The sequence below is a fragment of the Lentzea flava genome (assembly GCF_014648475.1).
In the GTDB taxonomy this organism is placed as follows: domain Bacteria; phylum Actinomycetota; class Actinomycetes; order Mycobacteriales; family Pseudonocardiaceae; genus Lentzea; species Lentzea flava.
On sequence record NZ_BMRE01000051.1, the window covers coordinates 1 to 21,010 of the forward strand.

At 69.1% G+C, this 21,010-nt stretch carries 23 protein-coding genes; 13 read left to right on the forward strand and 10 right to left on the reverse strand.

The annotated features are described in order from the left end of the window. Nucleotides 1-105 precede the first annotated feature (105 nt). Together IEZ09_RS37025 and ctaC are read right to left on the reverse strand one after the other, a co-directional pair. Nucleotides 106-522 (reverse strand): cytochrome c oxidase subunit 4, encoded by a 417-nt coding sequence (locus tag IEZ09_RS37025; protein WP_189258497.1) that lies wholly within the window; start codon nucleotides 520-522, stop codon nucleotides 106-108. A 14-nt stretch (nucleotides 523-536) separates the two neighbouring features. Further along, nucleotides 537-1,469: an aa3-type cytochrome oxidase subunit II gene (ctaC, locus tag IEZ09_RS37030; protein WP_189258498.1), complete on the reverse strand. Its 933-nt coding sequence runs from the start codon at nucleotides 1,467-1,469 to the stop codon at nucleotides 537-539. Nucleotides 1,470-1,649: 180 nt separating this feature from the next. Here ctaC and asnB point away from each other — a divergent pair, with 180 nt between their 5' ends. Next, nucleotides 1,650-3,578 carry an asparagine synthase (glutamine-hydrolyzing) gene (gene asnB / locus IEZ09_RS37035; RefSeq protein WP_189258499.1) on the forward strand — a complete coding sequence of 643 codons (1,929 nt, stop codon included), beginning with the start codon at nucleotides 1,650-1,652 and terminating at the stop codon, nucleotides 3,576-3,578. 34 nt (nucleotides 3,579-3,612) lie between these two features. Here the strand turns inward: asnB and IEZ09_RS37040 are convergent, their stop codons facing one another. Next, nucleotides 3,613-4,377, reverse strand: coding sequence for a class I SAM-dependent methyltransferase (locus IEZ09_RS37040; RefSeq protein WP_189258500.1), 765 nt, complete (start codon nucleotides 4,375-4,377; stop codon nucleotides 3,613-3,615). A gap of 7 nt (nucleotides 4,378-4,384) precedes the next feature. Next, nucleotides 4,385-5,317: a carbohydrate kinase family protein gene (locus IEZ09_RS37045; protein WP_189258556.1), complete on the reverse strand. Its 933-nt coding sequence runs from the start codon at nucleotides 5,315-5,317 to the stop codon at nucleotides 4,385-4,387. Nucleotides 5,318-5,475: 158 nt separating this feature from the next. Here IEZ09_RS37045 and IEZ09_RS37050 point away from each other — a divergent pair, with 158 nt between their 5' ends. Then, nucleotides 5,476-5,649 (forward strand): hypothetical protein, encoded by a 174-nt coding sequence (locus tag IEZ09_RS37050; protein WP_189258561.1) that lies wholly within the window; start codon nucleotides 5,476-5,478, stop codon nucleotides 5,647-5,649. A gap of 119 nt (nucleotides 5,650-5,768) precedes the next feature. On the opposite strand, the gene IEZ09_RS37055 is transcribed toward IEZ09_RS37050, so the two are convergent. Then, a complete protein-coding gene (locus tag IEZ09_RS37055; RefSeq protein WP_189258501.1) occupies nucleotides 5,769-6,137 on the reverse strand; it encodes a HesB/IscA family protein in 369 nt (122 codons plus the stop codon). Nucleotides 6,138-6,308: 171 nt separating this feature from the next. Continuing rightward, nucleotides 6,309-7,343 carry a glycerate kinase family protein gene (locus IEZ09_RS37060; RefSeq protein WP_189258502.1) on the reverse strand — a complete coding sequence of 345 codons (1,035 nt, stop codon included), beginning with the start codon at nucleotides 7,341-7,343 and terminating at the stop codon, nucleotides 6,309-6,311. 42 nt (nucleotides 7,344-7,385) lie between these two features. On the opposite strand from IEZ09_RS37060, the gene IEZ09_RS37065 reads away from it, so the two are divergent. Genes IEZ09_RS37065 through IEZ09_RS37075 form a run of 3 tightly spaced genes read left to right on the forward strand, consistent with a single transcriptional unit; the run spans nucleotide 7,386 to nucleotide 9,683 of the window. Beyond that, nucleotides 7,386-8,018: a DUF3043 domain-containing protein gene (locus tag IEZ09_RS37065; protein WP_189258503.1), complete on the forward strand. Its 633-nt coding sequence runs from the start codon at nucleotides 7,386-7,388 to the stop codon at nucleotides 8,016-8,018. A 12-nt stretch (nucleotides 8,019-8,030) separates the two neighbouring features. Next, nucleotides 8,031-8,663, forward strand: a complete 633-nt coding sequence (locus tag IEZ09_RS37070; protein WP_189258504.1) for a class I SAM-dependent methyltransferase — start codon at nucleotides 8,031-8,033, stop codon at nucleotides 8,661-8,663. Nucleotides 8,664-8,696: 33 nt separating this feature from the next. Beyond that, a complete protein-coding gene (locus tag IEZ09_RS37075; RefSeq protein WP_189258505.1) occupies nucleotides 8,697-9,683 on the forward strand; it encodes an aldo/keto reductase family protein in 987 nt (328 codons plus the stop codon). Between the two features lies 1 nt (nucleotide 9,684). On the opposite strand, the gene IEZ09_RS37080 is transcribed toward IEZ09_RS37075, so the two are convergent. Next, complete coding sequence (locus IEZ09_RS37080; RefSeq protein ID WP_167979274.1) at nucleotides 9,685-9,885, reverse strand: hypothetical protein; 201 nt, start codon at nucleotides 9,883-9,885, stop codon at nucleotides 9,685-9,687. Between the two features lie 16 nt (nucleotides 9,886-9,901). Here IEZ09_RS37080 and cobU point away from each other — a divergent pair, with 16 nt between their 5' ends. From cobU to cobS, 3 genes are read left to right on the forward strand one after another with little or no spacing between them, the layout of a single operon-like run. Beyond that, nucleotides 9,902-10,441, forward strand: coding sequence for a bifunctional adenosylcobinamide kinase/adenosylcobinamide-phosphate guanylyltransferase (gene cobU, locus IEZ09_RS37085; RefSeq protein WP_189258506.1), 540 nt, complete (start codon nucleotides 9,902-9,904; stop codon nucleotides 10,439-10,441). 11 nt (nucleotides 10,442-10,452) lie between these two features. Continuing rightward, nucleotides 10,453-11,496, forward strand: a complete 1,044-nt coding sequence (gene cobT, locus IEZ09_RS37090) for a nicotinate-nucleotide--dimethylbenzimidazole phosphoribosyltransferase (protein WP_189258507.1) — start codon at nucleotides 10,453-10,455, stop codon at nucleotides 11,494-11,496. Continuing rightward, complete coding sequence (gene cobS / locus IEZ09_RS37095) at nucleotides 11,493-12,194, forward strand: adenosylcobinamide-GDP ribazoletransferase (protein ID WP_189258508.1); 702 nt, start codon at nucleotides 11,493-11,495, stop codon at nucleotides 12,192-12,194. Before cobT ends, cobS begins: the two co-directional genes overlap by 4 nt. A 10-nt stretch (nucleotides 12,195-12,204) precedes the next feature. Here the strand turns inward: cobS and IEZ09_RS37100 are convergent, their stop codons facing one another. Next, a complete protein-coding gene (locus tag IEZ09_RS37100; RefSeq protein WP_189258509.1) occupies nucleotides 12,205-13,296 on the reverse strand; it encodes a branched-chain amino acid aminotransferase in 1,092 nt (363 codons plus the stop codon). Nucleotides 13,297-13,388: 92 nt separating this feature from the next. Here IEZ09_RS37100 and IEZ09_RS37105 point away from each other — a divergent pair, with 92 nt between their 5' ends. Then, the gene (locus IEZ09_RS37105; RefSeq protein ID WP_189258510.1) at nucleotides 13,389-13,667 is read left to right on the forward strand and encodes a hypothetical protein; all 279 of its coding nucleotides are present in this window, start codon (nucleotides 13,389-13,391) and stop codon (nucleotides 13,665-13,667) included. On the opposite strand, the gene IEZ09_RS37110 is transcribed toward IEZ09_RS37105, so the two are convergent. Continuing rightward, entirely contained in the window at nucleotides 13,597-14,829 is a 1,233-nt protein-coding gene (locus IEZ09_RS37110; protein ID WP_189258511.1) for an APC family permease, read from the reverse strand. The genes IEZ09_RS37105 and IEZ09_RS37110 overlap by 71 nt on opposite strands. Nucleotides 14,830-15,032: 203 nt before the next feature. On the opposite strand from IEZ09_RS37110, the gene IEZ09_RS37115 reads away from it, so the two are divergent. Together IEZ09_RS37115 and IEZ09_RS37120 are read left to right on the forward strand one after the other, a co-directional pair. Continuing rightward, entirely contained in the window at nucleotides 15,033-16,505 is a 1,473-nt protein-coding gene (locus IEZ09_RS37115; protein ID WP_189258512.1) for a leucyl aminopeptidase, read from the forward strand. Nucleotides 16,506-16,844: 339 nt separating this feature from the next. Next, a complete protein-coding gene (locus tag IEZ09_RS37120; RefSeq protein ID WP_189258513.1) occupies nucleotides 16,845-17,309 on the forward strand; it encodes an OsmC family protein in 465 nt (154 codons plus the stop codon). Here the strand turns inward: IEZ09_RS37120 and IEZ09_RS37125 are convergent. Next, nucleotides 17,306-17,632 carry an oxidoreductase gene (locus IEZ09_RS37125; protein WP_189258514.1) on the reverse strand — a complete coding sequence of 109 codons (327 nt, stop codon included), beginning with the start codon at nucleotides 17,630-17,632 and terminating at the stop codon, nucleotides 17,306-17,308. The two genes, IEZ09_RS37120 and IEZ09_RS37125, sit on opposite strands and share 4 nt — an antisense overlap. Before the next feature lie 180 nt (nucleotides 17,633-17,812). Here IEZ09_RS37125 and lpdA point away from each other — a divergent pair, with 180 nt between their 5' ends. Both lpdA and sucB read left to right on the forward strand, forming a co-directional pair. Beyond that, a complete protein-coding gene (gene lpdA / locus IEZ09_RS37130; protein WP_229813294.1) occupies nucleotides 17,813-19,201 on the forward strand; it encodes a dihydrolipoyl dehydrogenase in 1,389 nt (462 codons plus the stop codon). 50 nt (nucleotides 19,202-19,251) lie between these two features. Beyond that, nucleotides 19,252-21,006, forward strand: a complete 1,755-nt coding sequence (gene sucB / locus IEZ09_RS37135) for a 2-oxoglutarate dehydrogenase, E2 component, dihydrolipoamide succinyltransferase (protein ID WP_189258515.1) — start codon at nucleotides 19,252-19,254, stop codon at nucleotides 21,004-21,006. Nucleotides 21,007-21,010: the final 4 nt, after the last annotated feature.

Genomic DNA, 21,010 nt, shown 5'->3' on the forward strand with positions numbered 1-21,010 from the left:
TAAGCTCCTGGCCCAAGCCAGTTGATCAGTTGTGTTGCGACGACCCCTAGAACTCGCCCGTGACGGAGAGGGCCTCAGCGCGAGCTATATCCGATATACCGGATATCAGTCGTGGTTGGGTCCGGTGTGGTACTCGAACACCAGGCCGCCGACCATGATCAGCACCAGGACGATGGCGATCACGAGCAGCCACACGTGCCAGAACGCCACCGCGACACCGGCGGTCGCCGCCGCGGCCGCGAGGCCGACCGGCCAGTACGAGCCGGGGCTGAAGAAGCCCAGCTCACCGGCGCCGTCGGAGACCTCGGCCTCGGGGTTGTCCTCCGGCCGCACCTCGATGCGACGGGCCACGAACCGGAAGTAGGTGCCGGAGATGAGGGCCAGGCCACCGGTCAGGGCGAGCGCCACCGTGCCGGTGGGCTCGACGTGGCCGGTCGCCGCGTGCGTCCAGTAGCCGTAGACGACGGCCATCAGGAACGAGAAGGCCATCACCAGGTCGAATACGCGAGCTTCGATCTTCATCGCGGGGCGTGTCCCTACTTCTGACCCGCGCCGGAAGCCTCACGGGCCGTCCGGTCGGTGTTGAACGGGGTGGTCGTGGTGGCCAGCGGCGCGCACAGCTCACCGCAGTTCACCTGCGCGAGCGCCTCGGCCGTGGTGTACGGCTTGCCCGTCTTGGTGTTGATCTCCTTGCGGAGCTCGATGTACTTGTCGAAGTCGGCCTCGTTCAGGGCGCGGACCTCGAAGTTCATCACCGCGTGGTAGGAGCCGCACAGTTCGGCGCAGCGGCCGACGAACGCACCGGGACGGTCGATCTGGTCGATCTGGAAGACGTTGTCCTGGTTGTTCTTCTCCGGCATCGGGAAGACGTCGCGCTTGAAGTGGAACTCCGGCACGAAGAACGAGTGGATGACGTCGGTCGAGCGCAGCTTGAACTGGATGCGCTTGTGCGCCGGAAGCACCATGATCGGGATCTCACCCGAGGTGCCGACCGTGCTGACGACCTTGCCGTCTTCGGTCTTGTGGTCGGGGTACTGGAACTCCCAGTTCCACTGGAACGCGATCACGTCGACGTTCACGTCGGGCTTGCCCGACTTGTCCGTGACGTAGTTCTGCGTGATGGCGGTGAAGTAGAACAGCACCGCCACGATCACCGTCGGCACGACGATGAGCACGATCTCCAGCGGGAGGTTGTACGCCGTCTGACGCGGCAGCTCCTCCGACTTCTTGCGGTGGAACACCACCGACCACAGGATCAGACCCCACACGATGACGCCGACGACGAGCGCGGCGATCACGGACCAGGTCCAGAGCTCGCGCATCTTCTCGGCCTGCGGCGTGACGGCCACCGGCCAGCCGAAGCGCAGCACCTCGTCCGTGGAGCAACCGGTGGCCCCGATACCGACCAGGCCGACCAGCCCGGCGGTCTTCGCCAGCCGGGATGCCCTGGTGCCCTCCTTCAGGCCCACTGCTCGCCCGCCTCCTCGTTCACAACAACTGGCCATGCCAACGGATCAAGCGGGAGCGTAGCCCAGCGCAACGGGACTCACCCCTTGGGGGCACCGCCCTTGCGGTGCAGTTTCGGTCACACAGAGCCGCTTCGGCATACTGGGGACTTCCCCTTCGCTTTTCTGAGAGGTGCGAGAGCCTTGTGCGGCCTGGCAGGACTGGTATGCCCTAGCGAGAACGAGGCCGAATCCGCCCGCCCGGCTGTGGAGGCCGCGCTGCGCTGCATGCGCCACCGCGGGCCGGACGAGAGCGGCACCCGGCGGGTCGACGAGGTCGTGTTCGGCTTCAACCGCCTCGCCATCATCGACATCGAGCACTCCCACCAGCCCCTGACGTGGGGGCCGCCGGAGTCGCCGAGCCGTTACACGATCAACTTCAACGGCGAGATCTACAACTACCTGGAGCTGCGCGCCGAGCTCACCGAGAAGCACGGCGCGGTCTTCCACACCGACGGCGACACCGAGACGATCGTCGCCGCGTACCACTACTTCGGCCCCGCGGCGATCACGAAGCTGCGCGGCATGTTCGCCTTCATCATCTGGGACGCCGAGCGCCGAGTCCTGTTCGGCGGCCGCGACCCGTTCGGCATCAAGCCGCTGTACTACGCGCAGGGCAGCGCCGGCGTCGCGTTCTCCAGTGAGAAGAAGATCCTGCTGGAGATCGCCCCCACGCTCGGCATCGAGCCGAAGATGAACGTCAGGGGCCTGCAGCACTATCTCACGCTGCAGTACGTGCCCGAGCCCTCCTCGCTGCACGAGTCGATCTCCCGCGTCGAGTCCGGCCACTCGTTCACGCTGGTGCCGGGCGAGGCGCCGGTGTTCGAGCGCTACTTCCCCGCGAACTTCAAGGTGCGCACGGTCCGCAGCGAGGCGGAGGCGGACGCGCTGTACGACGAGATCACGGCGGCGCTGCGCGACTCGGTCGCCAAGCACATGCGCGCGGACGTGACGGTCGGATCGTTCCTGTCCGGCGGCATCGACTCGACGGTGGTCGCGGCGCTCGCCAAGGAGCACAACCCGGACCTGATCACGTTCACGACGGGCTTCGAGCGCCAGGGCTTCTCGGAGGTCGACGTCGCGGCGGAGTCGGCGGCGCTGATCGGCGTGAAGCACGTCGTCCGCACGGTCAGCGCGCAGGAGATGATGGACTCCCTGCCGCTGATCACCTGGTATCTGGACGACCCGGTGGCCGACCCGGCCCTGGTGCCGTTGTGGTTCATCGCGCGTGAGGCGCGTCAGCACGTGAAGGTCGTCCTGTCCGGTGAGGGCGCGGACGAGCTGTTCGGCGGGTACACGATCTACCGCGAACCGCTGTCGCTGGCGGCGTTCGAGAAGGTGCCCGGCGCGCTGCGCAAGGCGATGGGCAAGGTCTCCACGAAGATTCCGCAGGGCGTGCGGGGCAAGGACCTGCTGCGTCGCGGCGCGCTCACGCTGGAGGAGCGCTACTACGGCAACGCGCGCATCTTCCTCGACCCGCAGCTGCGCGAGGTGCTGCGCACGTACGACCCGAACGTCTCGCACATGAACGTCACGGCCCAGCCGTACCGCGAGTCGGCCAACTGGGACCCGGTCACGCGCATGCAGCACGTCGACCTGTTCACGTGGCTGCGCGGCGACATCCTGGTCAAGGCCGACAAGATGACCATGGCGAACTCGCTGGAGCTGCGCGTCCCGTTCCTCGACCCCGAGGTCTTCAAGATCGCCTCGCAGATCCCGAGCGAGCTGAAGATCACGAAGGACACCACGAAGTTCGCCCTGCGCAAGGCGATCCGCGACATCGTGCCGGCGCACGTGCTCAACCGCCGCAAGCTCGGCTTCCCGGTGCCGATCCGGCACTGGCTCAAGGACGAGATGCACGACTGGGCCGTCGACGTCGTGCGCGCCTCGCAGACCGACCAGTACCTCGACAAGCACGCGGTGCTGCGCCTGATCGAGGAGCACCGCTCGGGGATCATCGACCACAGCCGCCGCATCTGGGCGCTGCTGGTGTTCATGATCTGGCACGGCATCTTCGTCGAGGGCCGCATCAAGCCGGAAGTGCCGGAGCCGCACTACCCGGTCAAGCTCTAGTGACAGGGCCCCTCGGCGGAGGGGCCCTTCTCATTCACCGGCGGCCTTGTGCACTGCACATCGCGTACGAGCTGACGACGGTCTCGGGCGACGCCATCAGTTCCAGGTAGCGGTCGAACTCGTCGTCGGACAACGGCAGCTTCGCGCGCACCTGGCGGGCGCTGGTGGCGAGCAGACGGCAGCCAGGTGAGCCGCCCGCCCACTCCTGCACCTCGCGGGAGCCGCTGACGTCGTGCAGGCCGGTGTCGAGCAGCGCCTTCTCGATGCGCGCTCCCCAGGCCAGCTCCGCTCCGGCCTGTTCGAGCAGCGTCAGCAGGGCGTTCTTGACCCGCATGATCAGCTTCGCGTCGTCGGGGGCGGCCTTCAGCACTTCGAGCGGGAGGCAGTCGAACTCGTCGAGCACGAGCCAGCCGCCGGGGCGCAGCGAGTCGCGCAGCTTGCGCAGGACGGCGTCGCGGGCGGGGAGGTGGAACAGCACCAGGCGGGCGTGGACCAGGTCGAACGCGTTTCCGGGCAATATATTGGATACTACGTCGTGCTCCAGGACGGTGACGTTGTCGCGTTCCTCGAGCCGCGAGACGTCCAGATCGGTGACGGTCACATGGCCGGACGGCGCGACGACGTCGGCGAGCCAGTTCGCCACCGAGCCCCCGCCGCCCCCGACCTCCAGGCAGCGCCAGCCGTCTGTGATGCCGAGCCGCTCGACGCGGGCGAACGTGCCCGCGTCGAGCAGGGAGCTCAGCGCGTCGAACTGCGGATCGAGCAACTCACCGGTGTTGCCGAACAGGTACGTCCCCATTGTCCGATCATGGCAGGACCGGGGCGATCTCCTCAGCGGCTTCGTCACCAAAGGCGCCACGGATGCGGGCGAGCGCCGACTCCCGCTCCAGCACCCACTCCTGCGTGCCGACGGTCTCGAGCACCTCGACGGCGATCAACGAACCGAGCTGAGCAGCGCGCTCGATGCTCAGGCCCGAGGTCGTGCCGGCGAGGAAGCCCGCGCGGAAGCCGTCGCCGACACCGGTCGGGTCGGTCTTCGCGACCTCGGCGACCGCGGGGACGTGCAGCGAGAAGCCGTCCTTGTCGACGATCTCGACGCCCTTGGCGCCGAGCGTGGTGATGCGCTTGCCGACACGGGCGAGGACGTCGGCCTCGCTGAAGCCGGTCTTCTGCAGCAGCAGTTCCCACTCGTAGTCGTTGCTGAAGAGGTACTCGGCGCCCTCGATGAACGCGCGCGCCTGGTCGCCGTCCATGCGGGCGAGCTGCTGCGACGGGTCGACGGCGAACCGGTAGCCGCGCTGACGGCACTCCTCGGCGTGCCGGAGCATGGCGGCGGGGTCGTCGGGGCTGATGACGACGAGCTCGAGGTCGTCGACGCGGTTCGCGATCGGCTCCAGCTCGATGTTGCGCGCCTCGGCCATGGCGCCGGCGTAGAAGGAGGCGATCTGGCACATGTCGTCGTCCGTCGTGCAGACGAACCGCGCGGTGTGCGCGACCTCGGACACGTACACGCCGGACGTGTCGACGCCGTGCCGCTCGAGCCACGAGCGGTAGTCGTCGAAGTCCTTGCCGACGGCACCCACGAGCACCGGGCGGACCCCGAGGACACCGAGGCCGAACGCGATGTTCGCGCCGATGCCACCGCGGCGGACTACGAGGTCGTCGACCAGGAAGCTCAGTGACACACGGTCGAGACGCTCCGCGACCAGCTGGTCCGCGAAACGACCCGGAAAGTGCATCAGATGGTCGGTCGCGATGCTGCCGCACACGGCTACCGGCACGTCGGCTCTCCCATTCCTTGTTGCGCTACGTGACAACTCACCCGGATGAGTGCAGCTGTGAAGACTACCGTTTGGTAGGGCTATCGCAGGTCAGACTGCCGTCATACCGTCGGGACGTGACGATCCCCGAGGCGACCACGATGAGTGAGCTGATCGACGACTGCGCGCAGCTCCCCTTCGCTCTGACACACCCCGAGCACCCCCTTCCGGCCCCGCGAGCGGCTGCGCCCTGGCTGGTCGACGAACGGTGCACCCGTCAGGTCGAAGGCCTGACCGAGTACGGAGCCTGACATCCAGCACTTGACGGACTCCTGAGCGAAACTTCCGTCCGGCCCGGAAACTTCCGTCCGGCACAGCACGAGGCCGCGTTCCCGTCGGTGCGGGAACGCGGCCTCGCGCGTTGTTCGCCTTAGTGGAACGAGTCGCCGCAGGCGCAGGACCCGCCGGCGTTCGGGTTGTCGATCGTGAAACCCTGCTTCTCGATCGTGTCCACGAAGTCGATGACAGCGCCTTCGACGTACGGGGCGCTCATCCGGTCAACGGCGACCTTCATGCCGTTGAAGTCGCGGAACGCGTCGCCGTCGAGCGTGCGCTCGTCGAAGAACAGCTGGTACCGCAGACCCGCGCAACCACCGGGCTGGACGGCGATGCGCAGGTGCATGTCGTCGCGGCCCTCCTGGTCGAGCAGCGCCTTGGCCTTGACGGCGGCCGCGTCGGTCAGCGTCACGCCGTGAGTAGGCGCCTCGGAGGTCGAAGCGGCATCCTGAGCGGTCGTCATGGCACTCCTAAGAGGTCCTTGCGGGCGGTTCGCCCAACAACAACACGGGCGTTTCCCGCTTTGTTCCACTGCCATGGTCCCACAGCGCGCACCCATGTCGAACGTCACGTGGACCACCCCGCCGGACCCAACCGATATATCAGCCAGGGCCGAGCAAGCCTCGAGCGCGCGCTACCGCGACCACTGCCGGGCCACGTGCTGGGCCGTTGCAACGAGACTTTTGCGGGCGTCCGCAATCGACTTTTGCACAGAGCCGACGTGGTCGGAGACCGAGTAGGCCTCCTGGACGCCGGCGGCGCCCATCTCGCGGCGGCCGACGGTCACCTGGCCGGCGATGGCGATGCACGGGATGCCTCGTTCGGCGGCGCCGCCGGCGACGGCGGTGATGAGCTTGCCGCGCAGTGACTGCCAGTCGAAGCTGCCTTCGCCGGTGACGACGACGTCGGCGTCGTCGAGTGCGGCGTCGAGGCCGGTCAGTTCGCGGACGAGGCCGGCGCCGGACTTCACCGTGGCGCCGAGGGACAGGAGGGCGGCGCCGAGGCCGCCTGCCGCTCCGGCGCCCGGTATGTCGGCCACTGGTTTGAGGGCGTCCATCGCAGCGAGCTTGGCTTCGAGGCGCTCCACGGCTTCTGGGGAGGCGCCTTTTTGGGGACCGAAGGTGCGTGCGGCGCCGTGCGGGCCCAGGAGCGGGTTTTCGACGTCGGAGGCCGCAACGAGCGATATATCAGTCAGAGCGACTCCGGCGTCGGACAGCGCGGCGAGCATTCCGGCGCCGCCATCGGTCGTGCCGGAACCGCCCAGGCCGACCGTGATGACATCGTTGTCATCCGCCGCTGCCGCGATGAGCTCGCCCACGCCGCGCGTTGTCGCCGTCTCGCAGGTTTCGGGGCGGAGTTCCGCCGGGATGAGGTGGAGGCCGCACGCCTCGGCGGACTCGATGTATGCGGTTCGCACGCCGTTGGTGGTCACGCTGAGCCAGCGGGCTTCGACGGGCTTGCCGAGCGGGCCCGTGACGGTGATATATCGGATGTCGCCGCCCAGTGCGGCGTGCAGGACGTCCACGAAGCCGGGGCCTCCGTCGGCCAGTGGGCGCTGGGTGATGGCGTCGTCGGGCTTGGCCTCGCGCCAGCCGGTGGCGATGGCGTCGGCGGCCTCGCGGGCGGTCAGGGTGCCGCCGAAGCAGTCCGGAGCGATGAGTACGCGCACCTCGCGAAAGGTACAGAAGAGCCACTGTCCTACCCTTGTGCCGTGAGGTTCCTGCGTCGCAACTCCGACACCACTGCCGAAGCTCCCGAGTCCGGAGCCGAGCTCGCCGAGCCGCTCGAGAAGGCACGCAGCGCGGGCAAGGGCAGGCCGACGCCGAAGCGGCGTGAGGCGCAGGGCCGGCGTAGTGGTCCGGTTCCGCCGCCTCCGCGCACGCAGCGCGAGGCGTTCAAGCGCATGCGCGGCAACAAGGTGAGCAAGGAAGAGCGCCGTGCCGCGGCCGCCGAGCGTCGTCAGCGCATGATGGCGGGTGACGACAAGTACCTGCTGCCGCGCGACCGCGGTCCGGTCAAGGCGTACATCCGCGACCTGGTCGACTCGCGCCGCAACCTCATGGGCCTGTTCATGCCGCTCGCGATCCTGGTGTTCGTGGCACTGCTGACGCCGTCGCTCGCGGTGCAGCGGTACGCGACGCTCGCGACGACGTTCATGCTGATCGCGATGGTCATCGAGGGCCTCGTGCTCGGCCGGATCGTCACGAGGAGGGTTCGGGCGAAGTTCCCGAACGAGCCGATCAAGGGCATCTCGATCGGCTGGTACTCGTTCATCCGCGCGAGCCAGCTGCGCCGCCTGCGGGTCCCGAAGCCGCGGGTGAAGCCCGGCGAGGCCGTCAAGTAGAAGCAAGCGGGAGTGCGCCAGAAGCAGCGCAGGCTTCAGCTGCCGGAGCAGCTGCGGTGGAACCACAACGAGTGGTACCGCCGCTGGCTGCTCCGGCAGTTGCCGTCACGGGTCGGTTCCGCGCTCGACGTGGGTTGCGGGCTGGGCGACCTAGCGCGGTCGATCGACGCTGACGAGGTCACCGCGATCGACGCCAGCGCTCGCATGATCGAGCGGGCGAGCGCGACCAGCGACGAGGTCCGATGGATTCACGGTGACGTGCTCACGCACGACCTGGGCCGCTACGACGTCGTCACGGCCGAGGCGAGCCTGCACCACGTGCCGTTGCGCGAGGGCCTCGCCCGGCTCGCCGAGCTGACCAAGCCGGGCGGGCTGCTGATCGTCATCGGGCTGTACATGACGGCGACGCCCGCTGACCGGGCGATGGAGCTCGTGACGTTGCCCGCGAACGCGATCGTGGGCCTGGTGAAGGCCCTCAACGGCACCGGAGGCAAGCCGCACGACGCGGAGATGCCGGTGGTGATGACGGCGCCGACGTTGCCGGAGATCCGCGCGGTGGCAGCGGAGATCACGCCCGGCGCGCGCATCCGCAGGCACGTGTTCTGGCGGTATTCGCTGGTCTGGCACGCACCCGAAGTTCATTAGCAGGACGAACGATTTCGGTTTAAGCTCCGATGTATGAAGTTCCGTCGACTCGGCCGCAGCGGCCTGTCCATCAGTGAGATCTCGTACGGCAACTGGCTCACGCACGGCTCGCAGGTTGAGGAAGAGCAGGCGCACGCCTGCGTGAAGGCGGCGCTCGAGTCGGGCATCACGACCTTCGACACCGCCGATGTCTACGCCAACACGGCCGCGGAGTCGGTGCTCGGCCGGGCGCTCAAGGGTGAGCGGCGCGAGTCGCTGGAGATCCTGACGAAGGTCTACTGGCCGACCGGTCCCGGCGGCCCCAACGACCGCGGGCTCGGCCGCAAGCACATCATGGAGTCGGCCAACGCGTCGCTGAAGCGCCTGCAGACCGACTACGTCGACCTCTACCAGGCCCACCGGTTCGACTACAGCGTGCCGCTGGAAGAGACGATGCTGGCGTTCGCCGACCTCGTCCGCCAGGGCAAGGTGCTCTACGTCGGTGTCTCCGAGTGGACCGCCGAGCAGATCACCCGCGGAGCCGCGCTGGCTCGCGAGCTGCAGATCCCGTTCGTGTCGCACCAGCCGCAGTACTCGATGCTGTGGCGCGTCATCGAACCGCAGGTCATCCCGGCCTGTGAGCGCGAGGGCCTGAGCCAGATCGTCTTCTCCCCCGTCGCGCAGGGCATCCTGACCGGCAAGTACCTGCCGGGCGCCGAGGTGCCGGAGGGCTCGCGGCTCGCCGACGCGCGCGGTTCGCAGATGATCGCGCGCTGGATGCGTGACGACGTGCTGAACGCTGTGCAGCAGCTCAAGCCGATCGCCGAGGAAGCCGGCGTCACGATGGCGCAGCTCGCGGTCGCGTGGGTGCTGAAGAACCCGAACGTCGCGTCCGCGATCATCGGCGCGTCGCGTCCGGAGCAGGTCTACGAGAACGTCAAGGCCATCGACATCACGCTCGACGACGACGTGCTCAAGCAGATCGACACCGTCCTGGAGGGCGTCATCACCGACGACCCGCGGCTCACGGCCCAGGGCTGAACTACTGGACCGGGTGGAGGCTCATCGGGCCGTACACCTCGGATTCCGAGCGCAGCAGCGTGACCTGTTCGACCCCGGCGTCGAGCAGGTCACGCCACTCGGCGCTGAACCACTCCTCCGCCTCCGTCTGGTCGGCGAACGCCACGTCCGGGCCCGCGACGTCGCGGCCTTGTGCATCCTGGTAGCGCCAGCGGAACTCCATGGACGAAGGCTAACTCTTGTCATCTCGCACGCTCGTGCTCGGCGGAGCGCGTTCAGGCAAGTCAGCGCACGCGGAAGGCCTGCTCACCGACGCGGCCGTGACTTACGTCGCAACCGCCCGCAGATACCCCGGTGACCCGGACTGGGACGCGCGCATCGCCCTGCACGTCGCACGCCGTCCGTCCACCTGGCACACGGTCGAGGCCCCGGCACCGGCCGACCTGCCCGCGCTGCTCACCGCGACGCAGCACGACGACCCGCCGATCCTGGTCGACGACCTGTCCACGTGGCTGGTCGGCGTGCTGGACGACGCCGACGCGTGGGAAGGCCACGGCGCGGACATGATCGAACACAACGTGGACGAGCTGGTGCGTTCGGTGGCCATGTGCCGGACGCGGCTCGTGCTGGTGACGGCGGAGGTCGGCCTCGGCGTTGTTCCGTCGACGCGCTCAGGCAGACTCTTCCGCGATCACCTCGGTGCGCTCAACGCGCGCATCGCCGAGGTGTGCGACGAAGTCATGCTGCTCGTCGCGGGCATCCCGTTGAGACTGCGTTAAGGAGCGACCTGGTGAGCACCGAGTTCCCGCCGGTTGAACCGCCGGACGAGACAGTTCTGCGCGAGGCCGAGGCCCGGCACGCGGTGCTGACCAAGCCGGTCGGCTCGCTCGGCAGGCTCGAGGAGCTGGGCAACTGGATCGCGGCGTGCCAGGGCGTCGTGCCGCCGAAGCCGTTCGTGCGGCCTCGCGTCGTCGTGTTCGCGGGCGACCACGGCGTCACGGCTCAGGGCGTGTCGGCGTACCCGAGCGAGGTGACCGGCCAGATGGTCGCGAACTTCCTCACGGGCGGTGCCGCGGTGAACGTGCTCGCTCAGGTCGCGGGTGCCACGGTGCGCGTGGTCGACATGGCCGTCGACGCCGACACCCCGGAGGCGGTCAGCACGCACAAGGTGCGGCGCTCGTCCGGGTCGATCGACCGGGAGGACGCGCTCACCCGCGAGGAGTGCGAGCGCGCGATCGCGGCCGGGCGCGCCATCGCCGACGAGGAGGTCGACTCGGGCGCCGACGTGCTCGTCGCCGGCGACATGGGCATCGGCAACACGACGCCGTCCGCCGTGCTGATCGCGTCGCTGACCGGGTCGGAGCCGGTCGCGGTCGTCGGCCGCGGCACGGGCATCGACGACCAGGCGTGGATGCGCAAGACGGCGGCGATCCGGGACGCGCTGCGCCGGGCCCGCCTGGTGATCAGCGACCCGATCGCGTTGCTCGCCACGGCCGGTGGTGCCGACCTCGCCGCGATGGCCGGGTTCCTGGCGCAGGCCGCGGTGCGACGGACTCCGGTCGTGCTCGACGGCGTCGTCGTCGGCGCGGCGGCGGTGGTCGCCGAGGAGATGGCGCCGGGTGCGCGCGAGTGGTGGGTGGCCGGGCACCAGTCGGCCGAGCCCGCGCACGCGATCGCGCTCGGGCACCTCAACGTGAAGCCGCTGCTGGAGTTCGAGATGCGGCTCGGCGAGGGATCCGGTGCCGTGGCGGCGCTGCCGTTGCTGATCTCGGCGGTGAAGGTGCTCGCGGAGATGGCGACGTTCGAGAGCGCCGGCGTCACGAACAAGGAATGAAGCTCGCGCTCTCCTGGCTGACGGTCCTGCCGCTGCGCGTCGACGACGTCGACCGCAAAGCGGCAGGACGGGCCATTGCGTGCACGCCGGTTGTCGGCGTTCTGCTCGGCGCGTTCGCCGTCGGCGTGCTCGAGCTGCTGGCGATATCCAATATATCGGCGCTCGTGGCGGGGTTTTTGGTCGTCGGCGTCGTCGCGCTCGCAACGCGGGGCATGCACCTCGACGGGCTCGCCGACACCGCCGACGGACTCGGTTGCTACGGGCCGCCGGAACGCGCGCTGAAGGTCATGAAGGACGGCGGCGCCGGGCCGTTCGGCGTCGTCACGCTGATCGTGGTGCTGGGGGCGCAGGCCGCAGAGCTCCCCCACGCTCACTGGGGCGTCGTCGTGCTGGCGTTCGCGGCGAGCCGGGCCGCGTTCGGGATCTGTTGCATGCGTGGCGTGCCCGCCGCACGACCTGAGGGGCTCGGTGCGCTTGTCGCGGGCACACAACATCCGATGCTGGTCGTCGGCACGTGGGTGGTGCTCGCCGCAGCGGCCGTTCCGCTCGGGTGGCGCGCGGTCGTCGCCGTCGTCGTCGCGGGCGCGCTCGTGTGGTTGCTGGTGAAGCACACCGGAAAGCGTTTCGGCGGCATCACCGGTGATGTGCTCGGTGCTGCCGCCGAAATCGCGCTTCTGGCCGTCCTGGTGATCGCTTAGCCCCGATGATCTAGTCCAGGAGCTTGGTCATCCAGCCGTGGGTGTCGGCGACGTGGCCGTGCTGGAGGCCGGTCAGGCGCTCGCGCAGCTTCATCGTCACCTCGCCGGAGCCACCGTCGCCGATGGTGAACTCGCCGCCCGCGTGCTTGACGTGGCCGACCGGCGTGATGACCGCGGCGGTGCCGCAGGCGAACACCTCGGTGAGCTCACCGGAGGCGTTGGCCTTCTCCCACTCGTCCGTCGAGATGCGACGCTCCTCAACGGACAGTCCGAGGTCGGAGGCGAGCTGCAGCAACGAACTGCGGGTGATGCCCGGCAGCAGCGTGCCGGTCAGCTCCGGGGTGACGACCTTGTCGCCGAAGACGAAGAACAGGTTCATGCCGCCCATCTCCTCGACCCAGCGGCGTTCCACCGCGTCGAGCCAGACGACCTGGTCGCAGCCCTTCTCGGCGGCCTGCGCCTGCGCCACGAGGGACGCGGCGTAGTTGCCGGCGAACTTGGCGGCGCCGGTACCACCGGGAGCGGCGCGGACGTACTCGGTCGAGAGCCACACGCTCACCGGGCGGATTCCACCCGAGAAGTAAGAGCCCGCGGGGGAAGCGATCAACACGTAGAGGTACTCGGACGCGGGTCGCACGCCGAGGCCGGCTTCCGTGGAGAACATGAACGGCCGCAGGTAGAGCGACTCCTCCTCGGCCGTCGGCACCCAGCGGCTGTCGACCGCGAGGATCTGCCGGACGGACTCCAGGAAGAGCTCGTCGGGAAGTTCGGGCATCGCCATGCGGCGGGCCGAGGCGCGGAAGCGCTCGGCGTTGGCCTCAGGGCGGAAGGACGCGATCGAACCGTCGGGCTGGCGGTAGGCCTTGAGCCCTTCGAAGATCGCTTGGCCGTAGTGCAGCACCATTGCCGCGGGGTCGAGTGAGAGGGAGCTGTAGGGGCCGACTTCAGCGTCGTGCCAGCCCTTCTCGCGGTTCCAGCGGATCGTCACCATGTGGTCGGTGAAGTGCTGCCCGAAGCCCGGCTTGGCAAGTACCTCCGCTACGCGCTCCGGGGTCGCCGGGTGCGGGTGGGGAGTCCGGGTGAAAGGCAACTCGCTCGTCATGTGAGCACGGTAACCCGCTGGTCGGGATACGGAAAATCGTCTTCTCAAAACTCGGACGTCCTACTAACTCGGCCTGGCTAAAGTGCCCGGCCATGAGCGAACAGGAACGATCTTCGAAGGGTGCGGACGTCCGCACCGTCTTACAGGCTGCGCTGCTCGTTCTGGGCACCGGGTTGACGCTCCTGGACGGCTGGGTGCTCAGCGGTGTCGGCGGCGTGCTCGTGGCGGCGTTCGCCGCTGCCGTCTTCCTCGGCGCCTACTGGACCCGCGCGAAGGAAAGCCCCGCCACCAACGGTCGCGTCATCGGGCTTGCGGTGTGTGTTGGCGTGACGCTGCTCGTTTTCCTCTCAGTGTCGCTATCAGCCCGATGAGTCCGGTGCCCGCGCCCAGCCCCGCGAGGGAGACGAGCAGCGCGGGCACCGGCGTGCTCATCGCGAGCAGCACCGAGAGACCCAGTCCGAGACACGCCGTGCGCATCGGCCACGTGCGGTCGTTCTGCAGCAGCACGCGCGCCGACGCGTTCGTGAAGGCGTAGTAGAAGAGCGTCGCGCACGCGGCCACGCCCAGTGCGAGCGACATCGGCAGGAGCGTGGCGAGCGCGGAACCGGCGACCACCACGAGCATGAGCACGCCCGGCTTGAGGCGGGTCGGCAGGTCGCCGTCCTCGACCAGTCCGGTGAGCGTGCGGTGCGCGGACAGGAGAACGAAGTGCAGCGCTGCCACACCCGCCACCGCCGCGGCGATCTGCACGAGCGGCACCAACGCGGAGGCGTCCGCCGCGACGAGCGCGTCTCGCAACGGCGCGGGTGACAACGCGAGGCGCGCGCTGCCGAGCTGACGGAGCACACCGGCGCCCACCGCCAGGTAGACCACGAGCGACAGTCCGATGAGGACGGGAATCGCGATCCTCAGCACGGACGCCGAATGCGGCCGCTCGCCGCGATGGGGCGCGGTGATGCGTTCGAAACCCGCGAACGCCATGAACATCAGGCCCGCGACGCCGACGAGTTCGTTGGCCGTGCCCGTCTCCCCCGCCGACGGCACCGGTGCGATCGAGAAGCTCGACGCGACCACGAGTGCGAGCACACCGAGCACCACCAACGACACCAGCACGCTGACGCCGGCGGTGAAGCGGAAGCCGGCGGCGCCGAGCAGCGCCGTGGCCACGAGGAGGGCGAGCGCGCCGATCAACGGCCGGTCCGGCACCACGTACGCGCCGAACATCAGCGCCACCGCCGCCGCCATCGCGCACCGGCCGAGCAGGTGGGCGCTCGCCGTCATCCGTGCGGGCCACACACCGAGCTGGGCGCGCACGTATCCGTAACCGCCGCCGACGTCCGGGTAGGCCCGTGACTGGTCAGCGGTCGAGAAAGCCGAGCACAGGGCGGCGAACGCGGAGATGGCCAGCGCCGGGAGCGTCCACCAGCCCGCAAGGCCTGCGGCTGGGGCGAATCCGGCGAAGACCCCCGCACCGAGCACCGCGGGAAGACCGAGCGCGACCGTGACAACGATCTCGCGAGGCGTGTGGGTCACCGGTACACATTCGCAGATGCGGCATCCGGCCGTAACCACCCGGTCGACTGATGCGCGGAATGGGCGAATCGCCACCCAGAGCAACTGTCAACGTCACTGATTGCCTCCGAACGTGGCGGGGCACGACGGTGGTGGACCAATGGACCTTTAGCATTGGTCACGATTCCGACCACCCCTACCACCGCACAACCCTGGAGCAGCACGTGACAGCCCCGAAGCTGGCCCTCACCGAAGGTGACCTGAGCACCACCGCCGCGGACGCAGTCGTCGTGGGCACCCTGCAGGGTGCGGACGGTCTGGAGCTGGCCCCCGGTGCCGAAGCTGTCAGCGCCGCGTTCGACGGCGCGCTGCTCGACGTGCTCGGCACCCTGCGCGCCTCCGGCAAGGCCGACGAGCTCGTGAAGGTGCCGACGTTCGGCAAGCTCGCCGCCCCGCTCGTGCTGGCCGTCGGCCTCGGCAAGACGACGGGCGAGGAGCAGGTGCGCCGCGCGTCCGGTGTCGCCGCCCGCGCGCTGGCCGGCAAGAAGCGCGCGATCAACACGCTGGCGTCGCTGCACCTCGCCGCGGCCGCCGAGGGCACGCTGCTCGGTGCCTACACGTTCACCGAGTACAAGTCGGAGAAGGGTGAGGCCCCGGTCGCGAAGGTCGACCTGGTCGCCGCGGGCTCCAAGGAGAACAAGGCCGCGCTGAAGGCCGCCGTCGCGATCGCCGAGGCCGTCGCCATCGCGCGCGACTTCGTGAACACGCCGCCGAACGACCTCTACCCGGCCTCGTTCGCCGACCGCGCCGCCAAGCTGGCCACCGCCGCCGGTCTCGACGTCGAGGTGCTCGACGAGAAGGCGCTGAAGAAGCAGGGCTTCGGCGGCATCCTGGGCGTCGGCGGCGGTTCGTCGCGCCAGCCGAGGCTCGTGCGCATCTCGTACAAGGGCGCCAAGGCCACCAAGAAGGTCGCGCTGGTCGGCAAGGGCATCACGTTCGACACCGGCGGCATCTCGATCAAGCCGGCCGCGAACATGGACGAGATGACCTCGGACATGTCCGGTGCCGCCGCGATCGTCGCCACCATGGTGCTCGCCGCGAAGCTCAAGTACCCGCTGGAGATCATCGCGTCGATCCCGATGGCGGAGAACATGCCGTCCGGTGACGCGTACCGCCCCGGCGACGTGCTGACCATGTACGGCGGCAAGACCGTCGAGGTGCTCAACACCGACGCCGAGGGCCGCCTGATCCTGTCCGACGCCATCGTGCGCGCGTGCGAGGACGGCCCGGACTACCTGATCGAGACCGCGACCCTGACCGGCGCGCAGGTCGTGGCGCTGGGCAAGCGCACCTCGGGTGTCATGGGCTCCGACGAGTTCCGCGACCGCGTGGCGGCCATCGGCACCGCGGTCGGCGAGTCGGCGTGGCCGATGCCGCTGCCAGAGGAGCTCCGCGCGGACCTCGACTCGCGCCTGGCGGACCTCGCCAACGTCACCGGGCACCGGTGGGGCGGCATGCTCGCGGCCGGTCTGTTCCTGCGCGAGTTCGTGGCCGAGGGCGTGCAGTGGGCGCACATCGACATCGCGGGCCCGGCGTACCACACGGGTGGCCCGTACGGGTACACCTCGAAGGGCGGCACCGGTGTTCCGGTGCGGACCATCGCGGCCGTGCTCGCGGACATCGCCGCCAACGGCTGAGTTCGTTCGTTCCGCACGGGCGGAGTTCCCTCACCGGGGACTCCGCCCGTTTTGTTTTGCGCGACGGACGCATTTCCTCGAACGAAATCCGTGCGGTGTCCATGTAGGACTCGCCGCCGTGGGCACCGGGGCCGGTCGGCGTCGTCGCCAACCGCCTTTGCAATGGCTCGTTTGCGGTCGAAGTCCAACGAACCGTTGCTAAGCAGCAGGTGGAGCGGGGTGGCGGGGACTGATATATCGGTTGGGCGGGGGCCGGAGGGCTCGAACGGTGGGCGGCTGGATGGAGACGTGCGCCTCACGGGGCTAGGTCGGTGCGGGCCGCGAGAGGAGGATTTCCACATGGGGACGCATCGGTACGAGGTCGACGTTGTTTGGACGGGAAACACCGGGAGCGGGACTTCCGGGTACAAGAACTACGAGCGGGCGCACGAGGTTCGCGTCGAGGGGAAAGAGACGATTCTCGGGTCGTCGGATCCGTCGTTTCGCGGTGACCGCGGCCGGTACAACCCCGAGGAGCTGCTCGTCGCGTCGCTGTCGCAGTGCCACATGCTCTGGTACCTGCACCTGGCGTCGACCAACGGAGTGATCGTCACCGACTACCGCGACCACGCCACCGGCACGATGGCCGAGCACCCGGACGGGTCGGGGCGGTTCACCGAGGTGACGCTCAACCCCGTGGTGACGATCGCGGATCCGGAGAAGCGGGAGACCGCGCAGGCGTTGCACGAGAAGGCGCACTCGTTGTGCTTCATCGCGGCGAGCGTGAATTTTCCCGTGCGGCACGAGCCGACGGTGAAGGTCTAAAGCTCGCCTGCGGCCTTTTTGCGCGCGGTGTAGTCGCGCATGCGCTTCGGGTAGCCGACGATGCCGGCGTCGTAGATCGGCATGCCGAGTTTGCGGGCGAAGGCGCGGGCGGCGTCCGGGGACGAGACGCGGCGGCGGGTCCACTCGCCGTCGTGAGCGACGAGAACCACAGTGGTTTCGGTCACCGTGGTCTTCGGCTCCACATAGGCCTCGACGCCGTGGCGGCTCGCGGCCCACTGTTCGAGGTGGCTCGTGTCCTGGTTGGAGGCGGTCCGCAGCACGCCTGGGCGCGGCTTCCTGCGAAAACGATCGAACAGCCCCATCGAGCACCTCCTGCGATTCCCTGCACCAATGGTGCCAGGTGAGGGTGTGATGAGTAGGTGAATGATCAGAACAGGGCGTGGTGTCCCATGCCGGATCACCACGCTCCGGCAACTAGTGACAAGATGGCCGCGTACCTCGCGCGCACCCGCGCGTAGTAAGTAATCCCGAGGAGATCCGAAGTGACTTCGCCGGAACTGGATTCGGCCACCAACGCCGATCTCGTGATCCTCGGCGGTGGTTCGGGCGGCTATGCCTGCGCGTTCCGCGCGGCCGAGCTCGGCCTGTCCGTCGTCCTGGTCGAGAAGGACAAGCTCGGTGGCACGTGCCTGCACCGCGGCTGCATCCCGACCAAGGCGCTGCTGCACGCGGCCGAGGTGGCGGACAACGCGCGTGAAGGCGACCAGTTCGGCGTGAAGAGCTCGCTCGAGGGCATCGACATCGCCGGCGTCAACTCGTACAAGGACGGCGTGATCTCGCGGCTCTACAAGGGCCTGCAGGGTCTCGCGAAGGCCAACAAGGTCACCCTGGTCGAGGGCGCGGGCACGTTCGCCGGCCCGAACACCGTCGTCGTGAACGGTCAGCGCTACGTCGGCAAGAACGTGGTGCTCGCGACCGGTTCGTACGCCCGCAGCCTGCCCGGTCTGGAGATCGGCGGCCGCGTCATCACCAGCGACCAGGCGCTCAACCTGGACTTCATCCCGGAGAAGGTCGTCGTCCTCGGCGGCGGCGTCATCGGCGTGGAGTTCGCGAGCGTGTGGCGGTCGTTCGGCGCGGACGTGACGATCGTCGAGGCCCTGCCCCGGCTGGTGCCCGCCGAGGACGAGTACGCGTCCAAGCAGCTCGAGCGCGCGTTCCGCAAGCGCGGGATCAAGTTCAAGACCGGCGTGAAGTTCACCGGTGCCACCCAGTCCGACACCGGTGTGTCGATCACGCTGGAGAACGGCGACGTCCTCGACGCCGACCTGCTGCTCGTCGCGGTCGGCCGCGGCCCGAACAGCGCGGGTCACGGCTACGAGGAGGCCGGCATCAAGATCGACCGCGGGTTCGTCGTCACCGACGAGCGCCTGCGCACGAACCTGCCGAACGTCTACGCGGTCGGCGACATCGTGCCGGGCCTGCAGCTCGCGCACCGCGGTTTCCAGCAGGGCATCTTCGTGGCCGAGGAGATCGCGGGCCAGAACCCGAAGGTGATCGACGAGGCGGGCATCCCGCGCGTCACCTACTGCAAGCCCGAGGTCGCCTCCGTCGGTCTCTCCGAGGCCGCCGCGAAGGAGAAGTACGGCTCCGCCGAGGTGTTCATCTACGACCTCGCGGGCAACGGCAAGAGCCAGATCCTCAAGACCGCCGGTGGCGTGAAGCTGATCAAGGCTCCGGACGGTCCCGTTGTCGGCGTCACCATGGTCGGCGAGCGCGTCGGCGAGCTCATCGGTGAGGCCCAGCTGATCTACAGCTGGGAGGCTTACCCGGAGGACGTGGCTCCGCTGATCCACGCCCACCCGACCCAGACTGAAGCCCTCGGCGAGGCCTTCCTCGCCCTGGCCGGCAAGCCGCTGCACGTGCACGGCTGACCGTTCCCCATCCAAGTCAGCCACACGAGAGCACGAGGAGTCAGCGAACAATGGCCTTCTCCGTCCAGATGCCCGCACTCGGTGAGAGCGTCACCGAGGGCACGGTCACCCGGTGGTTGAAGCAGGAAGGCGACCGGGTGGAGGTGGACGAGCCGTTGCTCGAGGTGTCCACCGACAAGGTCGACACCGAGATCCCGTCCCCGGCGGCGGGCATCCTGCAGAAGATCGTCGCGCAGGAGGACGACACCGTCGAGGTCGGCGGCGAGCTCGCCGTCATCGGTGACGGCGACGGCGGTTCCGCTGCCCCGGCACCGGCTCCGGCCCAGGAGTCCGCGCCTGAACCGCAGCAGACGCAGCCGTCCGCGGCGCCCGCCGAGGCCGCTCAGGAAGCCGCCCCGGCTCCGGCCCAGTCCTCCGGTGCGGCACAGTCCTCCGGTCCGGCCCAGGGCACCGACGTCACGATGCCCGCGCTCGGCGAGTCCGTCACCGAGGGCACCGTCACCCGGTGGCTGAAGCAGGTCGGCGACAGCGTCGAGGTCGACGAGCCGCTGCTCGAGGTCTCGACCGACAAGGTCGACACCGAGATCCCGTCGCCGGTCGCGGGCACGCTGCTCGAGATCACCGCCGGTGAGGACGAGACCGTCGAGGTCGGCGGCAAGCTCGCCGTCATCGGTTCGGGCAGCCCGGCTCCCGCCGCCGCTCCCGCTCCGGCCCCGGCGCCCGCTCCCCAGCAGGCGGCTCCGGCTCCGGCTCCGGCGCCCGCCCCGGCTCCGCAGGCCGCTCCGGCGCCTGCCCCCGCCCCGGCCGCTCCGGCTCCGCAGGCCGCTCCCGCCGCCGCGTCCAGCGACGACGCGAACGGCACGCCGTACGTCACGCCGCTGGTGCGCAAGCTCGCGTCGGAGAACGGCATCGACCTGAGCACGCTCAAGGGCACCGGTGTCGGTGGCCGCATCCGCAAGCAGGACGTGCTGGCCGCCGTCGAGGCCAAGAAGGCCCCGGCTCCCGCGCCCGCCGCCGCTGCTCCGGCTGCCACTGCCCCCGCCGCCCGCACCGCCGCCCCGGTCGCGGTCGACAACTCGGGCAAGCGCGGCACCGTGCAGAAGCTCCCGCGGCTGCGCCAGATCGTCGCGCAGCGCACGCGTGAGTCGCTGCAGATGTCGGCCCAGCTCACCCAGGTGTTCGAGGTCGACGTCACCAAGATCGCCCGCCTGCGCAACCAGGCGAAGAAGGCATTCGAGGCGCGTGAGGGCGCGAAGCTCACGTTCCTGCCGTTCTTCGCGAAGGCCGCCATCGAGGCCCTCAAGGCCCACCCGGTGCTCAACGCGTCGATCGACGAGGAGCGCAAGGAGGTCACCTACCACGGTGCCGAGCACCTCGGCCTGGCGATCGACACGGAGCGCGGCCTGCTCAACGCCGTGATCCACAACGCCGGTGACCTGAACCTCGCCGGTCTCGCGCACAAGATCGGCGACCTGGCCGCGCGCGCCCGTTCGAACAAGCTCACGCCGGACGAGCTCACCGGTGGCACGTTCTCGCTGACCAACCTGGGCAGCAACGGCGCGCTCTTCGACACCCCGATCATCCAGCAGCCGCAGGTCGGCATCCTGGGCGTCGGCGTCGTCAAGAAGCGTCCGGTCGTCATCACCGACGAGAACGGCGACGACACCATCGCGATCCGCTCGATGATGTACCTCGCCCTCACCTACGACCACCGCCTGGTCGACGGTGCCGACGCGGGCCGCTTCCTCACGACGGTCAAGAACCGTCTGGAGGAAGGTGCGTTCGAGGCCGACCTGGGCCTCTGAGCGA

What these genes read in the sequence shown, in the direction of transcription:
- IEZ09_RS37025 (WP_189258497.1), bottom strand. Translation starts at nt 522, where the DNA reads ATGAAGATCGAAGCTCGCGTATTCGACCTGGTGATGGCCTTCTCGTTC.
- IEZ09_RS37040 (WP_189258500.1), bottom strand. Translation starts at nt 4,377, where the DNA reads ATGGGGACGTACCTGTTCGGCAACACCGGTGAGTTGCTCGATCCGCAG.
- IEZ09_RS37045 (WP_189258556.1), bottom strand. Translation starts at nt 5,317, where the DNA reads ATGCACTTTCCGGGTCGTTTCGCGGACCAGCTGGTCGCGGAGCGTCTC.
- IEZ09_RS37055 (WP_189258501.1), bottom strand. Translation starts at nt 6,137, where the DNA reads ATGACGACCGCTCAGGATGCCGCTTCGACCTCCGAGGCGCCTACTCAC.
- IEZ09_RS37075 (WP_189258505.1), top strand. Translation starts at nt 8,697, where the DNA reads ATGAAGTTCCGTCGACTCGGCCGCAGCGGCCTGTCCATCAGTGAGATC.
- IEZ09_RS37080 (WP_167979274.1), bottom strand. Translation starts at nt 9,885, where the DNA reads ATGGAGTTCCGCTGGCGCTACCAGGATGCACAAGGCCGCGACGTCGCG.
- cobS (WP_189258508.1), top strand. Translation starts at nt 11,493, where the DNA reads ATGAAGCTCGCGCTCTCCTGGCTGACGGTCCTGCCGCTGCGCGTCGAC.
- IEZ09_RS37100 (WP_189258509.1), bottom strand. Translation starts at nt 13,296, where the DNA reads ATGACGAGCGAGTTGCCTTTCACCCGGACTCCCCACCCGCACCCGGCG.
- IEZ09_RS37105 (WP_189258510.1), top strand. Translation starts at nt 13,389, where the DNA reads ATGAGCGAACAGGAACGATCTTCGAAGGGTGCGGACGTCCGCACCGTC.
- IEZ09_RS37120 (WP_189258513.1), top strand. Translation starts at nt 16,845, where the DNA reads ATGGGGACGCATCGGTACGAGGTCGACGTTGTTTGGACGGGAAACACC.
- IEZ09_RS37125 (WP_189258514.1), bottom strand. Translation starts at nt 17,632, where the DNA reads ATGGGGCTGTTCGATCGTTTTCGCAGGAAGCCGCGCCCAGGCGTGCTG.
- sucB (WP_189258515.1), top strand. Translation starts at nt 19,252, where the DNA reads ATGGCCTTCTCCGTCCAGATGCCCGCACTCGGTGAGAGCGTCACCGAG.